The sequence below is a fragment of the Arthrobacter sp. P4_F10 genome (assembly GCF_056401435.1).
In genome coordinates this window covers 35508-56249 of record NZ_JBFUJJ010000024.1, presented here as the reverse complement: position 1 = coordinate 56249, position 20742 = coordinate 35508, and the positions used below count along the sequence as shown (strand labels likewise).

Annotated in this window: 17 protein-coding genes and 1 pseudogene; 4 read left to right on the top strand and 14 right to left on the bottom strand. The window is 66.7% G+C overall.

Annotated features, from left to right (window positions below; genetic code table 11):
- The 7 genes and pseudogenes from AC1DR1_RS18290 to AC1DR1_RS18260 all read right to left on the bottom strand — a co-directional run.
- A pseudogene (locus AC1DR1_RS18290) lies at window positions 1-190 on the bottom strand (HNH endonuclease signature motif containing protein); the annotation flags it as partial.
- 172 nt (window positions 191-362) lie between these two features.
- Window positions 363-1100, bottom strand: coding sequence for a YqjF family protein (locus AC1DR1_RS18285; protein WP_364747915.1), 738 nt, complete (start codon window positions 1098-1100; stop codon window positions 363-365).
- 143 nt (window positions 1101-1243) lie between these two features.
- Window positions 1244-2032: an isocitrate lyase/PEP mutase family protein gene (locus AC1DR1_RS18280; protein ID WP_229996209.1), complete on the bottom strand. Its 789-nt coding sequence runs from the start codon at window positions 2030-2032 to the stop codon at window positions 1244-1246.
- A gap of 40 nt (window positions 2033-2072) precedes the next feature.
- The gene (locus AC1DR1_RS18275; RefSeq protein ID WP_364747680.1) at window positions 2073-2462 is read right to left on the bottom strand and encodes a DUF1622 domain-containing protein; all 390 of its coding nucleotides are present in this window, start codon (window positions 2460-2462) and stop codon (window positions 2073-2075) included.
- 42 nt (window positions 2463-2504) lie between these two features.
- A complete protein-coding gene (locus tag AC1DR1_RS18270; protein ID WP_476967148.1) occupies window positions 2505-3461 on the bottom strand; it encodes an NAD-dependent epimerase/dehydratase family protein in 957 nt (318 codons plus the stop codon).
- A 134-nt stretch (window positions 3462-3595) separates the two neighbouring features.
- Window positions 3596-4480 carry a response regulator transcription factor gene (locus AC1DR1_RS18265; protein WP_476993046.1) on the bottom strand — a complete coding sequence of 295 codons (885 nt, stop codon included), beginning with the start codon at window positions 4478-4480 and terminating at the stop codon, window positions 3596-3598.
- Window positions 4481-4741: 261 nt separating this feature from the next.
- Complete coding sequence (locus AC1DR1_RS18260) at window positions 4742-5638, bottom strand: MSMEG_6728 family protein (RefSeq protein ID WP_476967146.1); 897 nt, start codon at window positions 5636-5638, stop codon at window positions 4742-4744.
- A 145-nt stretch (window positions 5639-5783) separates the two neighbouring features.
- On the opposite strand from AC1DR1_RS18260, the gene AC1DR1_RS18255 reads away from it, so the two are divergent.
- Complete coding sequence (locus AC1DR1_RS18255) at window positions 5784-6356, top strand: hypothetical protein (protein ID WP_476993045.1); 573 nt, start codon at window positions 5784-5786, stop codon at window positions 6354-6356.
- Between the two features lie 113 nt (window positions 6357-6469).
- Here the strand turns inward: AC1DR1_RS18255 and AC1DR1_RS18250 are convergent, their stop codons facing one another.
- On the bottom strand, window positions 6470-7123 hold the full coding sequence (locus tag AC1DR1_RS18250; RefSeq protein WP_476993047.1) for a transglycosylase family protein: 654 nt from the start codon (window positions 7121-7123) through the stop codon (window positions 6470-6472).
- Window positions 7124-7400: 277 nt separating this feature from the next.
- A complete protein-coding gene (locus AC1DR1_RS18245) occupies window positions 7401-10019 on the bottom strand; it encodes an excinuclease ABC subunit UvrA (protein ID WP_476993044.1) in 2619 nt (872 codons plus the stop codon).
- Window positions 10020-10067: 48 nt separating this feature from the next.
- Here AC1DR1_RS18245 and AC1DR1_RS18240 point away from each other — a divergent pair, with 48 nt between their 5' ends.
- On the top strand, window positions 10068-11129 hold the full coding sequence (locus AC1DR1_RS18240) for an adenosine deaminase (RefSeq protein WP_364747690.1): 1062 nt from the start codon (window positions 10068-10070) through the stop codon (window positions 11127-11129).
- Between the two features lie 108 nt (window positions 11130-11237).
- Here the strand turns inward: AC1DR1_RS18240 and AC1DR1_RS18235 are convergent, their stop codons facing one another.
- Window positions 11238-12212, bottom strand: a complete 975-nt coding sequence (locus AC1DR1_RS18235) for an aldo/keto reductase (protein WP_364747692.1) — start codon at window positions 12210-12212, stop codon at window positions 11238-11240.
- Window positions 12213-12384: 172 nt separating this feature from the next.
- Here AC1DR1_RS18235 and AC1DR1_RS18230 point away from each other — a divergent pair, with 172 nt between their 5' ends.
- Complete coding sequence (locus AC1DR1_RS18230; RefSeq protein ID WP_476993043.1) at window positions 12385-14118, top strand: SulP family inorganic anion transporter; 1734 nt, start codon at window positions 12385-12387, stop codon at window positions 14116-14118.
- 41 nt (window positions 14119-14159) lie between these two features.
- Here the strand turns inward: AC1DR1_RS18230 and AC1DR1_RS18225 are convergent, their stop codons facing one another.
- Both AC1DR1_RS18225 and AC1DR1_RS18220 read right to left on the bottom strand, forming a co-directional pair.
- A complete protein-coding gene (locus tag AC1DR1_RS18225) occupies window positions 14160-14777 on the bottom strand; it encodes a hypothetical protein (protein WP_476993042.1) in 618 nt (205 codons plus the stop codon).
- Window positions 14778-14786: 9 nt separating this feature from the next.
- The gene (locus tag AC1DR1_RS18220) at window positions 14787-15614 is read right to left on the bottom strand and encodes a CPBP family intramembrane glutamic endopeptidase (RefSeq protein WP_364747696.1); all 828 of its coding nucleotides are present in this window, start codon (window positions 15612-15614) and stop codon (window positions 14787-14789) included.
- A gap of 276 nt (window positions 15615-15890) precedes the next feature.
- On the opposite strand from AC1DR1_RS18220, the gene AC1DR1_RS18215 reads away from it, so the two are divergent.
- Window positions 15891-16805, top strand: a complete 915-nt coding sequence (locus tag AC1DR1_RS18215) for a pullulanase X25 domain-containing protein (protein WP_476993041.1) — start codon at window positions 15891-15893, stop codon at window positions 16803-16805.
- Window positions 16806-17340: 535 nt separating this feature from the next.
- On the opposite strand, the gene AC1DR1_RS18210 is transcribed toward AC1DR1_RS18215, so the two are convergent.
- Window positions 17341-19197 (bottom strand): glycoside hydrolase family 13 protein, encoded by a 1857-nt coding sequence (locus AC1DR1_RS18210; protein WP_476993040.1) that lies wholly within the window; start codon window positions 19195-19197, stop codon window positions 17341-17343.
- Between the two features lie 150 nt (window positions 19198-19347).
- Window positions 19348-20589 carry a mechanosensitive ion channel family protein gene (locus tag AC1DR1_RS18205; RefSeq protein ID WP_476993039.1) on the bottom strand — a complete coding sequence of 414 codons (1242 nt, stop codon included), beginning with the start codon at window positions 20587-20589 and terminating at the stop codon, window positions 19348-19350.
- Window positions 20590-20742: the final 153 nt, after the last annotated feature.

Below are 20742 nucleotides of genomic sequence, written 5' to 3'. Positions count from 1 at the left end.
GCTTCCGGGTCCGGTCCACAGCCGAAGCCGCCACCAGCTGCAGAAACTCCACCGTGCGCGAGAACTCCTCCACCCGTCCGGCGAAGTCCGACGCGGCTCGGAATCCCCACGACCCCGCGTCCTGTTCCGCCGTCGCAGTCAACGCCTGCAACGCGGTCAGCGCGCCGTCCAAGCCGTCAATCCCGTCCACACTGGGTTGCTGGACCGGGGCTGGGCCCCGGTCCGTGTCCTGCCCTTCTTCCTGGCAAGCAATGAAATCCCTGACGGCTTCCATAACCAGAGTCTCCCAAAGGGGTGTGACATTTTTAGCCCGCTCATGGGTAGGACCGGAGGCCCGCCGATTTCCTGCCACCGGGCAGTACTCAGGAGACGGGATTCAGGACTCGTGGCCAGCCAAACTGGGTGCGGACTCCCGGCGAATACAGCACGGACTCCGGTGGTCCAGCGACATGGATGCCGGCCGCGCCGACGAGGTCGTCCTGAAGTAGGGTCAATTGCGCCCGGTACAACGGCCATGCACTGTGCGTATTGGGGATGTACAGGGTCCGGTTCTTGAATCGAGAATGCAGGCCGAACCGTGCCGTGAGGTGGATGGACAGCGCGTCGGTCGCTTCGTCGTCGGGCTTCGGGACGACGGCGAAGTCGCTCCGGGCGCCGCCCCGGAATCGGCGCACGGAATACCCAGCGGTCCCTCCGGCTCCGGCCGACCCAGCGGCAGCGAAAGCGGTGCGCCCCTCGGAATCCAATGCGGAATCCGGAGAATGAAGGAAGCTCGTCCGCGACCACACATAGGGAATCCCGGCCGCCCGCGCTGCCAGCACCACTGCCAAGCGTGAAGCATCCAGACTGCGGAAAACCACACCCCGAGCACCGTCCGGCTCCCGGGAGTAGAGGCGCACGTTGATCTCGTTGAAGCTTCCGAAATAGGGGATGCCAGGACCGCGGCCAAGCCCGGCACGCTGCATGCGGAAGCCGATCAGCCCCACCCAGGCCGATCCGTCGAAGCTGTCCGGCGCGACGCCCGGTGGCATGTACGCCGCCGCCACTGCCTCAGGGATGCGCCAGTGCAGGAAGACGGCGTCCATCCATCGCTGGTCCATAATGATCGGCGCCGGAAGCTCGGGTGACTCCGGCCAAGGATCTACGTCCAATCGGATCAGCTCCCTTCGGTTGGCAGGGTGAGTCGGCAGGGTGAGTCGCCATGGTGAGTCGCCACAGTGAGAACGTCAGGAAAACACGCCGGTCAGTTCAGTGCCCGGGTGCCTTCAGGAAGAGACCCGCCTGCTAGCAGCGCCGCCGTCGCGTCGGCCAACGCCGTCAGCGCCACGCGCTGGGTCCACGGGCCGTAGGAAATGCGGGCAACGCCAAGTTCCTGCAGTTTGGCCGGAGCCAGTGAACCGGGCACATTGATGACCGACACCTTGTTCCAGCCAATCCCTTCCACCAGCGCGGTGACGGTAGCCTCGTCCAGCAGGCCCGGCACGAACACCGTGGTCGCACCCACTTCGAGGAAGGCACGGCCGCGCTCAATGGCATCGGCCAGTACCGCGGCAGGGTCCCGATCTTTGCCCTTCAAAAAGGCGTCGGTGCGGGCGTTGAGGACGAACTCGATCCCCTCAGCCTCGGCTGCACGCACCGCAGCACGCATCTGCGCAACGGCATCGGCGAGCGGGCGCATCTGGTCTTCGATGTTGGCTCCGACAGCGCCGGCCCCGATCGCCTTGCGCACCGTTTCCCCGGGGTTCCCGTAGCCCGCTTCGAGGTCAGCGCTGACGGGCAGCGACGTAGCGGCGGCAATCAGCCCGACGGCGGCGATCATCTCGTCCACCGGGATCTTCTCGCCGTCTTCGTAGCCGCGGGACGCTGCGATGGAGTGGCTGGCCGTGGCCAACGCCTTGGTACCAGGAACGTCGCCGACCACTTTCGCGGTGATCGCGTCCCAGACATTGATGACTTGGAGGATCTCCGGGGCTTGGTGGAGACGGAGCAGCTCGGTGGCTTTGGAGGCACGGGAACGCGCGTAGTCAGTCATGGCGCGAGCCTAGCCGGGCGCCGTGCCACCCGGAAGGGTTTCAGCCAGCCGCGGAAGAGTCGGAGGAATGCTCGCGCTTAGTCTGCCAGGGCCAGCGCCCGGTGATTTCAAGCTCGAGCGAGAAGCTCAGGAAGGTCCGAATGAGCACAATAATGGCCAGCACGCCGACGCCCTCGAAGGTTGGTGTGACGGCGACTGAACGGATGATGTCGGCCGCGACGAGCAGTTCGAGCCCGAGGAGGATGGAGCGGCCCAGCAGTTGCCGGTAGGAGCGGTAGACGGAGAGTCGCGCGGAGCCGGCCGGCAGGCGTTCCGGCTGGAATCCCCGCAGCGCCATGGGGATGGACACGAGGGCGCCGATTACCATAACGGCCACCCCGGCGAAGTCCATGAAGCGGCCGGCCGTCTCGATAATGTGCTGAAGATCCATGGTTCCCCTCAGAGAAGTGGGTGGTGAATTTCAAATCAGGACTTACGGGTGCCGGACGCCTTTGCCGGCCAGAACGGCCCGGTAGCCTTCTCGGAAACTTGGGTACTGCAACTCGAAACCGGTGCTGCGGAGCCGTCCGTTGCTAGCTCGCTTGTTTCCGCCCCGCGACGGTTCGCCGCCCGACGCCGGAGGCCTGCCCGCCGAAGTGCCCCCCGCCGAAGTGCCGCCCGACGCCGAGACCCCGCCCGCCGAAGCGCCGTCCGCCGCGCCAGCAGAGTCCGACGCCGGCCGGGGGAGTCCCAGCTCCGCGGCCAGGAAGCCCAGCACCTCGCCGAGCTCGGCCGGTTCGTTGTCCACGCCCAGATACACGGGCGCGGGAACCGTGTCCATAGTGCACAGATGGACGATTGCCGCGGCGGCGTCGTCGCGGTGGATACGGTTGGTGAAGCGCGACGCGGCGGGAATTACCGCGCTTCCGCCGCGCACCTGGTCGATCAGTCGCGTCCGGCCGGGGCCGTAGATCCCGCCGAGCCGCAGTACCACGGGGGTGATGCCGGTGCCGCGCAGACGGCTGTTGAGGAGTTCCTCTGCCTCGCGGATGATGCGGCCCGAGAACCCGCCGGGTTCCGGCGTCGTGCGTTCATCAATCCAGCCGCCGCCGGCGTCGCCGTAAACGGCCGTCGAAGAAACAAACAGGATCCGGCGGACACTTGCCCCGGACGCCAGGACCGCGTCCAGCACGTTCGACAGACCGTCCACGTAGGCAGCCCGGTAGGCATCCTCAGTCGGGGCATCCGCGGCAATCGCGACGACGACGGCGGTGGTGTCCGCCGGGATGGGCGGCAGCTCACCGGAGCTCAGGTCAGCGGCGACCCCTTCGATGGCGGCCGGAAGTTTCTCCGGCGACCGGCGCCACCCCACCACGCGGTGGCCTGCAGCCGCGAAACGCAGCCCGGCCTCGGTGCCCAGATCGCCGCAACCGGCCAGCAGTACAGTCATAGGGCCAGTCTGCCAGCCTTCGGGAAGCCCTACGGACAGGCGTGAGGAATTCTTGGATCCTGGCGCCGCTGAAATTCCGGGCCCGCCGCTGAAATTCCGGGCCCGCCGTCCGTCGGGCAGGCCGACAGGTTTGCTCACCCTTCGACCGGTGCCATCCGGTAGCCAACGCCCCGTACCGTGCGGATGAACCGCGGTTCGCGGCCTTTGTCACCAAGCTTCTTGCGCAGGTTGCCGATGTGCACTTCCACGAGGTGCTCGTCCCTGGGCCATTCGGTGCCCCACACATGGGTCAAAAGTGCCTTCCGGGTCCACACCCGCCGAGGCGCTCGGGCCAGGGTCTCCAGCAGGTCAAATTCGGTGCGCGTCAATTCCAATTCGACGCCGTCAAGGGACGCCGCACGGCCTTGGACCTCGACAACTAGCGGCCCGTGACGGACGACGCCGTTGGCATCGGCATGCCGGACGTCGGTACCTGCCGCTGAGGTGCACTCGAGCGACGGATGGATGGACATGCCGGGCGAGGCGTCGTCCGCCCGGCGTCGCAGGGCACCGGGCAGGTGGTGTGTCTCAGGCGCTGAGCCGGGCGCGGCCACCATGAAATCCGTGGCGCGGCGTCGCGGCGTGGGACGTTGAGGGGTTGGCCGGTGGCGCCGCATCACCGCGGTCACACGGGCCTGGACGGAGCGCGGGCTGAACGGCTTGCGGATGAAATCATCCGCACCGATCTCCAGTCCTATCAACTCGTCAACCTCGTCCGCCCGGGCCGTGATCATGACGACATAGGCGTCGGAGAATTTGCGCATCCGGCGGCACACTTCCACGCCGTCCAAATCGGGGAGGTTCAGTTCCAGCGTCACAAGGTCCGGCCGATGTTCCTGGATGTTCAGCATGGCTTCGGCCCCGGAACTAGCCTCAAAAACGGCGAAGCCCTGCATTTCCAGTGTCCGGCGGATGAGGAGCCGAACATCACCGTCATCATCTACAACCACAGCGCGGAGCTGCCCCGGTGATTCCAACATGACTCCAGCTTCCAAGACCAAGAGACCCGTGTGTCACAGTCACCCCACACGCCACAGGCTGTGACGCAAGCCACAGGAGCAACAGTTGGACTCAGGCTAACACGGTTTTCTTGAGCAAATGTTGAAGTTTTAGCCGGTCGTGGTTTGAAGCTGGACTGCCAGAGTTGAAGCTACAAGTCCAGCCGCTCAGGCAGAAAGCGCCATCAGTGCCGGACGCGTTCGGCGCCGGCCAGCTACCTCGCCGGATCCGGCGTCGTCCGTCTACCGCGCCGGAACCGGGAAGAAGGCCCGCGGGTCCTGCATCAGAGCCGGGTAATCGAAGGCGGAGCGATCCACGATCTCGTCCACCTGGAAGTTCCGGGCGAAGTGGCCGTCAACGGTGATCGGACGGCCCAGGACCTTGCCGATGGCGAAGGACGTGCCGCCGTTGACCGGGATGGCCACCACGGAGTTGCCGGGAAGGGTGGTGAACGCCTCTTCCTGCTGCTGGCGCTTGCGGGTGGGCTTCTTGACGAGCTGCTTCGGGGGCAGCTTGCGCACCTTGCCCGGGCGGCGGGAGCCTGATTCGGCGTAGACGAACTGGTAGTCGTCGTCCGCGGGGGCCTTGGCCCGTCCGACGGGCGGCAGGCTGACAGTCTTCAGCTGCTCGGGCTCGGTGTCGCCGAGCGGCAGGCGCAGGACCCACATGCGGTCCCCGGCAGGATCCTCGGGCACGAGCTCGTGCTTCGGTTCGGGCCAGACGTACTCCAGGTCCGGGTCCGTGCCCGGGAATACCTGTGTGTAGAACCGCGGATCTTTGGCGATCAGCCGGGACCGGTGGCTAAGGTGGAAATCCGGATTGCCCAGCCATGGCGGCATCGGGATCTTGGCGGCGTAGTCGGGGTGCGCAGCCTGCGGGGCGAACTCCATGATCTTCTCGCGCGTGGTGTCCTCGCCGCCGCGGGCCGTCCATTCATCCACCATGGCCAGCCCGTACATTGTCAGCGCGGGAACGTACCCCATCCACATCCGGACAGCCGGGTGCGACTGCCAGCCGTACTCCGGGATCACCAGCGCACGCAGGATCTGCAGCGCCTCAACACGCTGCTTGCCGAGCCGCTCGCGGTCCAAAACCGCGGCGCTCTGCTGGAAATCGGGGAAGGGGAGGAAAGTCTGCATCTCTCCAGTTTGAGGCCACACGACGAAACCACCAATTGCACAGGACCGTGCGTGCGCATGTTCACATTTTGGAATGAAGCAGACATCTCATTACGGAGGGGCGTAATATAGCAGGACCCCATCAATGTCGCCCGGAGGACACGCCATGAATCCAGCCCCTGTTGTGCCGTTTGTGYCGAAATACGGACAACTGCTCGGCCCGGAAGCGAACGGCATTCTGGTGCTCGAGGAAGTTATTCTTGACCCGGTGGCAGCCCTCAAGGAACAGCACGGGTTCCGCGCCGCAATGGCATCGTTTGCACTGACCATGCGGCGGATACTGGCGCTGCGCCTCTGCATCGCCGTTGTGGCGATCGCCAACCTGCCCCTCTTTCTGCTCAACACGGGCTGGTGGATTTACGCGGTCTCACTGACCCTGGTGGTTGCAGTCCACGCCGCGGTGTCCTGGCTGAACCGTCAGGAGCCGCGGATCCGGCAGCGCCGCATGCTGGAACTGCATCTGCACCGGGAGCGGAGCGACAATTACCGCAAGGTCCGCGACGCCGTGAAGTACGTCATTGACGCCCCTGCCCGGATGAATGAAAGCCTCTACCTTGAGCTCCTCGCCGCGAAGCGGGTAGCCCTGCACTTGGCCATGGGCACGGTGGCCGTGCTGGACACGAGCGACGACGCCGCGTGGAAACTGCAGATCGTCCGCGAACTCCCGCAGGCTGCCTGAGCCGCACGTCTAAGGCCGCAGGGCTCACCGATTACAGCGCGACCCGATTACAGCACGACGCCGGAGCGACCCCTCGAGGGAGCGCTCCGGCGTCGTTGTTTAACGGTGTAGCCCTATCCGGGAAGCTGCAGCACCTGGCCCGGGAACACCAGGTTGGGGTTGCTGATGGTCGCCGTGTTCGCGTCGGCCAGCGAGTGCCAGCCTCCGGCGATGTTGAGCTTCTCGGCGATTGTGCTCAGGGTTTCGCCACTCCTGATGGTGTAGGTCTGGCCACTGACCGATACCGGTGCAACGTGGCGGGGTGCCGGGACGGTTGCCCTGGGGGCCGCTTGCCGGGCAGCCATCTTGGCCGGGGCGGGAACCGCGGCGGGCTGTCGTGATGTGGGTGCGCTCTGTGGAGCCGCGGCGCCGCCGCGCAGGCCCAGTTTCGCGGCGCAGGCTGGCCACGCGCCCCAACCCTGGCTGGCCTGCACTCTCTGGGCGACGGCGATCTGCTGTTCACGGCTGGCGTTCGCCGCGGACCCCGTGCCGCCATGGGCCGCCCACGTGCTGGCGCTGAATTGCAGCCCGCCCGAGTAGCCGTTTCCCGTGTTGGTGGCCCAGTTCCCGCCACTTTCGCATTGGGCCAGCGAGTCCCAGGTGGAGGCGGGGGCTGTGGCCAGGACGGCCGCGTTAGCGGCGGAAGCGGACAGCGCGACGCCTGCGATGGAAACAGCCGCCAGGGTGATGCCGCGGCGCGCGGCAGTGCCATAGGTTGATTTCTTCATGATTTCAGATGCTCCTGAGGGCCACCAGCGCTCGGTCCGTCCCCGGACGTTGTCGCGCCACTGCCCGCCCCTGACAATAGAGGTCATTTGCGGTGTCTACCGGTCGGGCAGTATCTGGTGGTGGTAGCACCGGGCATGCAATACCCGGTTGCCGGGCATGCACACTAGGCTAAGCCAGCCCCCTTCCGTTATCAAGACGTTATTTTGGAAGCTTCTACCGTTATCATCTCGCTACAGTCCGCCTTCTCGCGGATGCTTGCGGACACAATGGCGTAGATCAGCCGCCGAGCATCGCGGCCAAGTACGGAGCGCTCCTGCTGTTCTTGGACCTCGCGACGGCGGCGGGGGTCCCGATCGCGACGATCTCCCCTCCGGCGTCGCCACCTGCGGGGCCGAGGTCGATCACCCAGTCCGCTGCGGCCACCACATCCATGTCGTGTTCCACCACAATGACGGTGTTGCCTGCGTCAACGAGCCGGTGCAGCTGGGCCATGAGGAGCTGGACGTCGGCCGGATGCAGCCCGGTGGTGGGCTCGTCCAGCAGATAGAGGGAGTGGGCCCGCTGGGCACGCTGCAGTTCGGTGGCGAGTTTGATGCGCTGGGCCTCGCCGCCCGAGAGCTCGGTGGCCGGCTGGCCGAGGCGAAGATAGCCCAGGCCCACTTCGCGCAGCGTTTGCAGGCTGCGCGCCGCTGCCGGCACTCCTCCGAGGAACTCTGCGGCGGCATTGACCGTCAGGCCGAGAACTTCTGCCACGTTCTTGCCCTTGTACGTCACCTCCAGGGTTTCCGGGTTGTAGCGCGAGCCCTGGCACTCCGGGCAGGGGCCGTAGCTGCCGGGCAGGAACAGCAGTTCGACGGCGACGAAGCCCTCACCCTGGCAGGTCTCGCAGCGGCCGCCGGAAACGTTGAAGGAAAAGCGCCCTGCGCCGAAGCCCCGCGCCTTGGCCTGGTCCGTGGCCGCGAATTCCTTGCGGACCGCATCGAAGAGTCCGGTGTACGTGGCGAGGTTGGAGCGAGGGGTTCGGCCGATCGGCTTCTGGTCCACCTTGACGAGCCGGTCCAGCTGGTCCAGCCCGGACACGGGTCCCACACTGAGCGGGCCCGTGGACTCGCCGGCCTGGGACTCCAGGTCCTCAACAGGCGGGCTCGCCTCGGCGCCGGATTCCGGGTGCAGCCGGGCACCGACCACCTCGGCCAGGACCTGGCTGACCAGCGTGGACTTGCCGGAGCCGGAGACGCCGGTGACTGCGGTCAGCACGCCCAGCGGGAAGTCGGCGTCGAGTTCGCGCAGGTTGTGCCGGCTGATGTCGCGCAGCTCCAACCAGCCGGCAGCATCCCGGCGGGGGCCGCTGGCGGCAGAACCGCCGCCGTCGTCCGTCATGACGGCAGACTTTCCGGCAGGGCCGGCTGAACCGTTCGGGAACAGGAACGGCCGGGTGACGGACGCGTCCACCTCGGCGAGGCCGGCCACGGGCCCGCTGTAGAGCACTTCGCCGCCGCCTTCACCGGCGCGGGGACCCACATCCACCAGCCAGTCCGCGCGGCGGACGATGTCCATGTTGTGCTCCACCACGAACACCGAATTGCCGGAGGACTTGAGCTGGTCCAGGACCGCAAGGAGCGGCTCGGCGTCGGCGGGGTGCAGGCCGGCGGAGGGCTCGTCCAGCACGTAGATCACGCCAAACAGGCCGGAGCGGAGCTGGGTGGCGATCCGGAGCCGCTGCATTTCGCCGGGGGAGAGTGTGGGGGTGGACCGGCCCAGCGCGAGGTAGCCCAGGCCTAGATCCAGCAGCACGGTGACGCGCTGCAGGAGGTCCCGGGTGATGGCGACGGCCACCTCGTTGCCCTCGCCGGAGGACTGCTTGCGGGAGGCGGTCCCGGCCTCCGTGAGCTCGGTGGTGGGGCGGATGATCTCGGCCAGTTCCGTCAGGGGGACGGCATAGAGGTCCGCGATGGTGCGCCCGGCGAAGGTGACGGCGAGGGCGGCCGGGGTCAGGCCGCTGCCGCCGCACACCGGGCAGGGTCCGGTCTCCATAAAGCGCAGCACGCGGTCGCGCATGGTGGTGCTCTTGGAGTCGGCGAGCGTATGCAGCACGTAACTCTTGGCGCTCCAGAACCGGCCCTTGTAGGGCTTGGCGACGCGGTCGCGCTGGGGCGTCACTTCCACCACGGGCTGTTCCTCGGTGAACAGGATCCAGTCGCGGTCTTTTCTCGGCAGCTTCCGCCAGGGGGTGTCGACCTCGTGGCCCAGGTGGGTCAGGATGTCGCGCAGGTTTTTGCCCTGCCACGCCCCGGGCCAGGCGGCGATGGCGCCGTCGCGGATGCTTAGCGAGGTGTCCGGCACCAGGGAGGACTCGGTGACGGTGTGCGCGATCCCCAGGCCGTGGCACTCCGGGCAGGCGCCGGCGGCCGTGTTCGGGGAAAACGCGTCCGAGTCCAGCGGGCCGGCGCCGTCGGGATAGCTGCCGGCGCGGGAGAAAAGCATGCGCAGCGAGTTGGACAGCGTGGTGAGCGTGCCCACCGTGGACCGCGAACTCGGCGTCCCGCGGCGCTGCTGGAGTGCGACGGCGGGCGGCAGTCCGGTGATCATTTCCACCTTGGGGTTGTGCCCCTGCTGGATGAGCCGGCGGGCGTAGGGGGCTACGGATTCGAAGTAGCGGCGCTGCGCCTCGGCATAGATGGTGCCGAAGGCGAGGGAGGACTTGCCGGAGCCGGAAACGCCGGTGAAGGCGACGATCGCATCGCGGGGCACGTCCACATCCACGTTGCGCAGGTTGTTCTCACGGGCACCGCGCACCCGGACAAAACCGTCCGTCGGATTGCCGGGAGCCAGATCGTGAACTACATCCCGGTCGGTCGGCCGCGGCAAATCGGAAGCATGCTGTTTACTTTGCATTGGTTCGACTCTATCGGTGATGCCAGCGGGCAGGCATATCCTTACCGGATGGAAACGTACGACGGCGGGGCCGAGTTGACAGCGGAAGAACCGGAAGAATCGGAAGAACCGGAAGCCGGCGAACCCCTCCCGCTCCCGGTTGCCGAACTGCACCTGCATATTGAAGGAACCCTGGAACCGGAGCTGATCTTCGCGCTGGCGGAACGCAACGGGATTGAACTGCCCTATAAGGACCTGGAGGAGCTGCGCTCGCGCTACGAGTTCACGGACCTGCAGTCCTTCCTGGACCTGTACTACGCCAATATGGCCGTGCTGCAGACGGAGCAGGACTTCGCCGACATGACCCGGGCCTACCTGGCCCGGGCGGCGCTCGCCGGGGTCAGGCATGCCGAGATCATGCTGGACCCGCAGGCCCATCTGTCCCGCGGGGTATCCCTGGAGACGTGCGTCAACGGCGTGGCCTCGGTACTGGCCGGCTCACGGGAAGAGTTCGGCATCTCCACCCTCCTGATCGCGGCCTTCCTGCGCGACCTCACCGAGGAATCCGCCCTTGAGGTGCTGGAGCAGCTGCTTGCCATGGACGCTCCGATCGCCGGAATCGGGCTCGATTCCGCCGAGGTGGGCAACCCGCCGGCCAAGTTTGAGCGGCTCTTCGCCAGGGCCAAGGACGCCGGGCTGCACCGGATCGCGCACGCCGGCGAGGAGGGCCCGCCGTCGTACATCATTAACGCGCTGGACATCCTCGAAGTGGAGCGGATTGACCACGGCATCCGGTGCATGGAAGACCCGGAACTCGTGGAACGGCTGGTGGACGAGCTCATGCCGCTGACCGTGTGCCCGCTGTCCAACGTCCGGCTCCGGGCGGTGGACACCCTGGCTGAGCACCCGCTGCCGGCGATGCTCGCGGCGGGGCTGAACGTGTGCGTGAACTCGGATGATCCCGCGTATTTCGGCGGGTATGTGGACGACAACTTCGCGCAGCTGCAATCGGTGATTGGCCTGTCCGAGTTCGACTGTGTCCGGATGGCCGCGAACTCGATCCGTTCGTCCTTCGCGAGCGAGGAACGCAAGGCCGAACTCCTGGCCGAACTCGCCGCGTCCGGGCACTAAAATCACCGTTGCCCTATCACTTATGGTCGCTAAAACGGGCGGTTGGGAACCATAACTGATAGGGCAAYAGCGCAGCGTTGGGGGTCTGGGTGACCCCCGGTGGGCGGCTTAGACGTCGATCGAGTCCATGTGCGGGTACCGCGCTCCGGCTGCCGCCCCGGCCGGAGCGAGTTCGTCCAGACGGTTGAGGTCCTCGGCGGAGAGTTCGACGTCGGCAGCGCCCAGGTTCTCCCGCAGGCGGTCGCGCTTCTTGGTGCCAGGGATGGGAACGATGTGCTCGCCCTGGGCCAGCAGCCACGCCAGTGCCAGTTGCGCCGGGGTGCAGCCCTTCGCATCCGCCAACTCCGTGACCCGACCCACGAGCTGCAGGTTGCGGGCAAAGTTCTCGCCCTGGAAGCGCGGGGAGTGCCGGCGGAAATCGTCCGCCGGGAAGTCTTCCGGGCTGCGGAACTGGCCGGTCAGGAAGCCGCGGCCCAGCGGACTGTAGGGGACAAAGCCGATGCCCAGTTCCGCGAGGACCGGGAAGACTTTGGTCTCCGGCTCGCGCTCCCACAGCGAGTATTCGGTCTGCAGGGCCGTGATGGGGTGCACCGCGTGGGCCCGGCGCACGGTGTCGGCGCTGGCCTCGGACAGGCCAAGGTGCCGGACTTTCCCGGCCTGTACCAGTTCAGCCATGGCTCCGACGGTTTCCTCGATCGGGACGGTCTTGTCCACCCGGTGCTGGTAGTACAGGTCGATGTGGTCCACGCCCAGCCGCTGCAGGCTTGCATCACAGGCGGCGTGCACGTAGTCGGGGGAGCCGTTGATGCCCACCCAGGATCCGTCGGGCCGGCGTTCGTTGCCGAATTTGGTGGCCAGGACGACGTCGTCGCGCCGGCCCGCGATGGCCCGGCCCACAAGCGTCTCGTTGGTGAACGGGCCGTACATGTCAGCCGTGTCGAGCAGGCTTCCGCCGGCGTCGAGAAAGGCTTGGATGGTGGCGATGGATTCGGTTTCCTCGCCGTGGCCGTAGAACTCGCTCATGCCCATGCAGCCCAAACCCAGGGCGGAGACGGTGAGCGAACCGAGCGTGCGGGTTTCCATAGGTATCTCCTCGATCAGAAAGGTGGGAGCGGCCTCCGCCGCCTCGTGCACCGGGGCGGGACGCAGTTGGCCGATGGCCACTCTAGGCCTATCCGTCCGGGGACACAACGGAAGCCCGGCTCACCCTTGCAGGAGGATGCGCCGGACGGCGACCGCGCGGCAAAGTGCAGATATGACGAAGACTCGGGAGCCGCGCAAGGGCTGGCTGCGCCGCTCTATGCCCGGACTCGATGTCGCCGCGACGTATCAGAAGGACTGGTTTGGCAAGGACATCATCTCCGGGATCGTCCTGACGACGTTGCTGGTTCCCCAGGGAATGGCCTACGCCGAGCTGGCAGGGTTGCCCCCGATCACCGGGCTGTACACGAGCATCCTCTGCCTGCTCGCCTATGCGGTGTTCGGTCCGTCCCGCATTCTCGTGTTGGGACCGGATTCTGCGCTCGGGCCCATGATCGCCGCGACGGTCCTACCGCTCGTCGCGTCCGACGGCGACCCGCAGAAGGCGATCGCGCTCGCGTCAATGCTGGCCCTCATGGTCGGCGCCATCATGGTCCTCGCGTCCGTGGCCAAGCTCGGCTTCATTGCCGACCTCATCTCCAAACCGACCATGATCGGCTACATGAACGGCCTCGCCATCACCATCCTGGTGGGCCAGTTGCCCAAGCTCTTCGGCTTCAAGGTGGACAGTGAAAGTTTCCTAGGTGACCTCGTCGGCTTCGTCCAGGGCGTGGCCAACGGCGAGACGGTGATCGCCGCCGCGGCAGTCGGTATTAGTGGAATCGTGCTGATACTGGCTCTGCAACGGTGGCTGCCCAAGGTCCCTGCGGTGCTGGTCATGGTGGTCCTCGCCATCGCGGCGGCGGCGGTGTTCGACCTCGCAGCCAAGGGCGTCTCGCTGGTCGGGGAACTCCCGCAGGGCTTCCCGCCGTTCACCATCCCGCAGGTGGACTTCGCGGACCTCGGACTGATGTTCGCCGGGGCCCTGGGTATTGCGTTGGTGTCCTTGACGGACACCATCTCGACGGCGACATCGTTCGCCGCGCGCTCCGGCCAGGAAATCCGTGGCAACCACGAGATGATCGGGATCGGTGCCGCCAACCTGGCCGCTGGTCTCTTCCAAGGCTTCCCGGTCAGCACCAGCGGCTCCCGGACCGCCGTCGCCGAACGTTCTGGCTCGAAGACCCAGCTCACGGGGGTGACGGGTGCCGTGCTGATCCTGCTCATGCTCGTGCTGCTGCCGGGGCTGTTCCGGAACCTGCCACAGCCGGCTCTGGCGGCCGTGGTGATGACGGCGGCTGTTTCCCTCGCCGATATTCCTGGAACGTTGCGTCTCTTGCACCAGAGACGAACCGAGTTCTACCTGTCCCTGGCCGCCTTCCTCGGAGTGGCGTTGCTGGGCGTTCTGCCCGGCATCGGCATTGCGGTGGGGCTGTCCATCCTGAACATCTTCCGGCGGGCGTGGTGGCCATACGAGACCGTGATCGGGCGGGTGCCCGGCTATGAGGGGTTTCATGACGTCAACGTCCACCCGGACGCGAAGCACCTGCCCGGCCTGGTGATCTACCGGTGGGACGCTCCGTTGTTCTTCGCCAACGTCAGGCCGTTCCGCGACAACATCCGGCACTTGGCACGGACAGAACCCAAACTGCAGTGGATCATCATCGCGGCCGAACCGATCACGGACGTGGATACCACCGCCGCAGACGTCTTGCTCGATCTGGATGTCGAGCTGAACGCTCAGGGTATCTCCCTGGTGTTCGCCGAGCTCAAGCACCGGACCCGGGACAAGATCGAACGCTACGGACTGACCCGCGAAATCGAGCCGGAGCATTTCTATCCCACCACCGAAGCAGCGGTAGCTGCCTACATGGCCAAGACCGGGGCTCAGTGGAGCGCCGAGGACTGAGAACCATCTGGGCACCACGGTCCTGACGTAGTAACGGGTGCCTAGGAGCGGGCGTCCTGGCGCTGCTCGGTCGGCACGCGGGCGCTGCGGGTGATCCACCAGCCCAGCGCGGCCATCGCCAGTCCGATGGGAATCCCGTACGGTGGCAGGCCCACGTTGAATCCCAGGGCCCCGGCGACGACGAACGCCGCGCCGGCCCACGCCGGGAACATGTGCGTCCGCCAGCCCACTAGGCCGAAGATAATCCAGCCGAGCGCAAACAGCACGTAACTGGAGAGTGCGCCGATGACCAGCATGCCGGACCCGCCGGCGAGGATGGCGCCGGGCGCAGTTTCGGCAATCCACGGACCGGCAAACCCGTCGAACCACATGTTGCCCGCCATATCCATGGTGCCGATGAGGGCTCCGCAGAATCCGACGGCGCCGAGGGCACCGGCGCTGTCCGCGTACCTCATGTAGACGGACACCAAGGCGAGCATCAGCCCGATGAAGACCACAAAGTAGAACGCGTTGGACAGCTGGAACGGAGTCTGGCGCATCATTTCTATTCGCTCGAGGCTGTGGTCGGCCGCGAGCAGGCGCCAGACGTCCTCGGCGGCGAAGGCCAGGCCGGCTGCCAGGGCAATGGGCCCGGCATGGGACGGCAGGGGTGAGGACATGGTCCCTCCTTAGCGGTGGATTGGATCTGATCCGGAACGGAGCAGCACTGAGTCGATGGCGGAGGCAGGCGCCGCGCGCCAGGCACCCCGGTCCAGGAGAACGGTGGTGAGGACTGCAAGGACCACCACGGCGAAGTAGATCAGTTCCGCCCGGTCAGCCTCGGCACCGGAGAAACCGAAGGAACCCACGGTGAAGGTGCCCTGGCTGTTGTGGAAGAGGAATGTGAGCAGCACGCTGCCGCCGGTGCGGTTGAACAGCCACACGTAGAGGAAAGTGATGGCGAAGGTGGTGGGCAGCCCGATCAGGCTGAGCTGCCCGAACAGGACCAGCGGAAGGTGCCAGAGAGACACCACAACGCCGAGGAGTGCCGCGGACCGCAGCGGAGTCCACCTGGCCTGGAGCAGGGGCACGGCATAGCCGCGGAACCCCGGTTCCTCTCCTAGGGGGCCGTCCATCGGATTGACCAGGCGTACGGCAAAAACAGCCAGGAGCCCCGACCACGTCACCTCTGCCAGCCCGGGAGCCGCGGCGCCGAGGGCCATGTTCGCGAATCCGGTGAGCAGCGCCAGCATTGCCGGGAGGAGGAGCGCCACGGCGTACCAGGCCCAGCCCACCCGCCACCTGATCAGCCGCCGGGCCCACACCCGGAAGCCAGCTCTGCCCTCGGCGAGCCCAATGATGATCAGTGCCGCCACGAGTGGACCGACCGGCAGGAACTCGAACTGCGGCATTAGGCCTGCCGCATAGAGCGGCCAGGAGCACCACGAAATCGCGAAGGCCAGGACAAAGAACGCCGGGAGGCGGTGGCGCTGCAGCCAGACCTTGAAACGAGGCATGACGGCTCCTGAGGAACAGGGACGAATACGGCTCATTGTCCGCTCGCGGGCGCCCCGAATCCAGATCTGCCGAATCCAGCACTGCCGAAACGGGCATGGCGGCCAAGAGTACTCCGGCGCCAGGCTACTCGCGGGTAGCGGTGAGTTGGTAACTCGCGCGCTCCGCTCGGCCCTGTCATAGTGGGTCACGACACACAGAGTTAACCGGATCCGCTCGCAAAAACCATCATTTCCTTGGCAAAATGCAGGTGGATCAATTGCTTCTAAAGGAGACCCATGGGCGCGAACACCGCGGAAAACACCAACCTTCGGCTCAAGGCCGTGCTGGATGTCCTGTCAGAGGAGGCGTGGACTGGCGCGAAGCCGAACGCCGGAGCCGTACTGGGCGAGGCAATCGCACGGGTACCCCTCAACGACCAGGAGTCCGAACTTCTCAGCGGCGGCATTCCCCGCGGCCACAAGACGCTGACCACCGCCACGGCCAAGCTGGTCAAGGCCGGCTGGCTGGTCAAGGGCCGCTCCGGCTGGTCCATCACCGACGACGGCCAGCGCGCCACGGTCGCTTTCGCCGAGCCTGCCGCCTTCGCTTCAGCGCTCGACGCCGGCACTCCGGTTCCGGCGGGCACCCCGCTGCCGTCTGCTCCCGTGGCGAAGCCGGCGAAGCCGGCGAAGGCAGCAAAGACAGCAGCAACGCCGGCCGCCAAGGCCGAGGAAGCGCCGTCGAAAGCCGGCAAGGTTGCCGGCAAGGCCGCCAAGATCGTCGAGGAAGTTGTGGCGCCGGTGGCCAAGGCGGTGCGGAAGCGCAAGCCCGCTGCGAAGGCCGCACAGTCAGCAGAAGCTACGGCAGAAACCGCGGCAGCGGCAGCCCCGGCCGTCAGCGTCGAAACCATCGACCAGCCGGACGCCGTCGCGGTTGCCGGTGACTTCAACGTCCTGATCGGCGCACCCGCCAACTGGGCGCCGCAGTATGACGAAGCCCAGATGGAACTGGACCAGGTGGATCAGCTCTGGAAGATCGCCGCGGACATTCCGGCCGGCTTCTACACCTTCAAGATCGCCCTGAACCGCTCCTGGGACGAGAACTACGGTGCGTTTGGCGTCTTCGACGGTCCCAACCACGAAGTCCACCACGGCGGCGGCCTCCTGGTCATTCAGTACGATCACCGCACCCGGGACATCGTCCTGCGATAGGCACCGACCGCCAATCATCCTGCCGACGCGCAATCATCCTGCCGACGCGCAAATGACCCTGCGACACCCGAATTCGGGTGACGCAGGGTCATTTGCGCGTCGCGGGCGGAATCGCGCATCCTGAGCCAGGCCAGGGGCCCCGGACGGACCTAGCATTGCCTCATGGCCACCGTCGAGCTTGCGGGCCTGCGAATCCGCTACCAGCGTGCCGGCCACGGGTTACCGCTGGTTGACGGCTGCTTAGAACCGGGTCGGGTCCGGCCGCGGCGGCACCGGGCCGGGATCCGGAATCGGGAGGGGATTGGGCGTCGGGAACGGACCCGGTGCCGGTGACGGTGTGGGCGCGGGCCCGGGAACCGGCTCAGGCCCCGGAACCGGTGGTGGCGTGACCGGGCCAGGTTCCGGCGGGAACGGGTCCCCGGGTTCCGGCGGCGGCGTCGTGGGGCCCGGTTCCGGCGGAAACGGATCGGGTTCGGGTGTCGGGGGAATAGTCATGTCTGGCTTCCTTTCTTAGCTGGCGTTCCGGATACGGCAATCAGGCGCCGCTGCGCCGGCGCAAGACCAGCAGTTCCCAGGGCCTCAGGCGCATCCCGCCCGTGGCAGAGCTGCCGTGCACGGCACTCGCGGCTGAACCGCCGTCGCGCGCGGCAGCGCCGGCGTCGGACGGGTAGTTGCCCAAGACCAGCTCCGCGTCATGCCAGGTCTGGTCCCCGAGCTCGGCGTCGCGCTCTTCGCCGGAGAAGTTGCCCAGAACCAGAATCTGCGTGCCGTCTGCGGGGCTGCCGGGGGAACCGCCTGAACCGGAACCAGCCAGGGCCCGGGTGAAGGCGTAGACGTGCGGGTCATCGGGCAGGAGCATGGTGAAGTCCCCGTGCGAGACCACCGGCTCCGCATGCCGCAGCGCTATCACCTTGCGGTAGAAGCTGTAGACCGAGTCCGGATCATCCACCTGGGCGGCGGCGTTGATGTGGTTGGCATTCGGGTTCACCGCGATCCAGGGAGCGCCGGTGGTAAACCCGGCGTGCCGGGAGGCGTCCCACTGGACCGGGGTCCGCGCGTTGTCCCGGTTCAGCGGCGCGAGCGCGGCGAGGACCTCGGCGTCGGTGTGGCCCAGATGGGTGGTGGCTTCGCGGTGGTGGTTGAGGACCTCGATGTCGCGGTAATCGCTGATCGCGCCGAACGTCATGTTGGTCATGCCCAGTTCCTCGCCCTGGTAGACGTAGGGCGTGCCCCGGTGCAGGTGCAGGATGCCGGCCAGCATCTTGGCTGAGTGCTCGCGGTACTTCCCGTCTTCGCCGAAGCGGGACACGGCGCGGGCCTGGTCGTGGTTGCCCCAGTACAGGCTGTTCCAGCCGGTCTCGGCCAGGCCTTCCTGCCAGCGTCCCAGGGTCTGCTTCAGCTCGGTGAGCAGGAGCTTCTTGGGCCGCCATTTGTCGCCCTCTTCCTGGTCCAGCGCCACGTGCTCGAACTGGAACACCATGTCCACCTCGGCCCGGGCGGGGTCGGTGTACAGGACGGCGTCCTCCACGGTCACGCCGGGCATTTCGCCGACGGTGAGCAGCCCGCCCGTTCGGCTGGCGAAGACTTCCCGGTGCATCTCCTGCAGGAACTCGTGCATGCGCGGGCCGTCGATGTAGAACGGGCTGCCGTCGCCAAAGAGCTTGCCGTCCGCGACGGGCCCGTCCGGGAGCGAAATGTCCTTGGAGATGAAGTTGATGACATCCATCCGGAAGCCGTCCACGCCCCGGTCCAGCCACCAGTTCATCATCTCGTAAACCGCCGCGCGGACCTCGGGATTCTCCCAATTCAGGTCCGGCTGCTTCTTCGAGAAAATGTGCAGGTAGTACTCCCCGGTGGCCTGATCGAACTCCCACGCGGGCCCGGAGAACGCCGAGCCCCAGTTGTTCGGCTCCGCGGCGGCGGCCGCGCGTCGTTGGGAGGCCCGGGCGTCCACCTCCCGGGGTGGCCGCCACCAGTACCAGTCGCGCTTCGGGTTCTCCTTCGAGGACCGGGACTCCACGAACCAGGGGTGTTCATCCGATGTGTGGTTGACCACCAGGTCCATCACCAGCTTCATGCCGCGCGCGTGCAGCCCGTCGGTCAGTTCCCGGAGCTCCTCGAGAGTGCCGAAGAGCGGATCGACATTGCGGTAGTCGCTGATGTCATAGCCGTTGTCGTCCTGCGGCGAGGTGTAGATCGGGGAGAGCCACACGACGTCGACCCCCAGCCGCTGCAGGTAGTCCAGCTTGCTGATGATGCCGCGGAGGTCGCCGATGCCATCGCCGTTCGAATCGGCAAAGCTGCGCGGATATATCTGATAGACGACGGCGCGTTGGAACCAGTCGCGGGCAGTCGCCTTGGGTGTTTCCGCGGGGGCTTGTTCGACCGTCATGGGGGACTCCTCAGCTGGTCCTGCAGGCTATCGGGACAGCGCGTTGCTGACCCGCCAACGTCTGATTATTGACCAGTTGGAGAGGGGTGGGAAGACCTGCCCGGTCCTGCTGTCCGGCCGAAGCCGTCCGGCCGGGTTGTCCGGACTTGGCTAGTTCTGCGAGGCGATGGCGTTATCGCGGTCCTCGAAGACGTCCTCGCCGGGACCGGAGAAGGCTTTGGAGCGCTGGATCGCCTCGATGGACCCGGTGAACAGCTGGGAGTCCTGGGGGTCTGCGTGCCGGGGGTGCTCGCCAGTGGCAGCATCCTTGCCCGGTCGCCTGGATTCCGTCCCGGCGTCGAACGCGGCGGATCCCACCGCCGACGGCAGCGATTCCAGGCGCACGTGGGGGAGCGCCGTCGGGTGGTCCTGCTGCAGGAACAGCACCAGTTCCTCACGGATCAGGCAGCGGAGGTCGAACAGGGAGGCGCTGTCCGCGGCGCTGACCAAAATGCGCACCCGGACAAAGCCGGCGGTGGCGTCCGTGATCTGCAGGATCCCCACCCGCTTGTCCCACAACGGGGTCTCGGCCAGGACCTTCTTCAGCTCGCCGCGCATCGCCTCGACAGGAGCGCGCCAGTCGAGGTCGAACTCCACGGTGCCCATGACCTCGGACTGCCGCCGGGTCCAGTTCTCGAACGGGGTGGTGGTGAAATACGTCGAGGGCAGGATCAGCCGGCGGTCGTCCCAGATGTGGACCACCACGTAGGTCAGGGTTATCTCCTCGATCCGGCCCCATTCCTTCTGGACCACCACCACATCGTCCACCCGGATCGCGTCCGTGAAGGCGAGCTGGATGCCGGCGAAGACGTTTACCAGCGAGGTCTGCGCGGCGAGGCCGGCCACAATCGAGATCACGCCCGCGGAGGCAAGGAGCCCTGCGCCGAGTGCCTGGATCGCGGGGAACGTCAGCATCATGCTGCCCAGGGCCACCACCACGATCAGTGCGACGCCGATCCGCCGGGCCAGGATCACCTGGGTGCGCAGCCGCCGGGCGCGGCGGTTGTCCGCGACATCCACCCGGTACCGGGTCAGGACCATCGCCTCGATGATGAGCAGCATGGCGACGGCCAGCCAGGCCAGGGACGCGATGAGCGCAATCAGCAGCAGATGGTCCAGGCCGTGGCGCCATTCGAGGTCCCCGGTGCTTGTCGCCAGCGCGATCCTGACGGCGATCAGGCACAGCGACAAGCGCAACGGCAGCCGGGCCACGCGGGACGTCTCGCGCAGTTCGGGCTTGCTGCGGTTGAGCCGGAGCACAATCTTGCGAACCAGCCAGGACAGGACGAGCCCGGCAACCACGGCGAGGGCCATGGCCAGGAACGGCATTGCTTGTGTCAGGAACTCTTGCATTAGTTAAGCTCTAGCAAGCTTCCACGGGCAATTGAAATCGGAGGGATGTCAACGTGGGTCCGGTCACGCCGCTACAGAACGCCGCTACAGAAGGTGGCGGGCATGGCATGCAGCGGCGGGTTATGGCACCCTCCGGCCGCCAACTCGGGACTT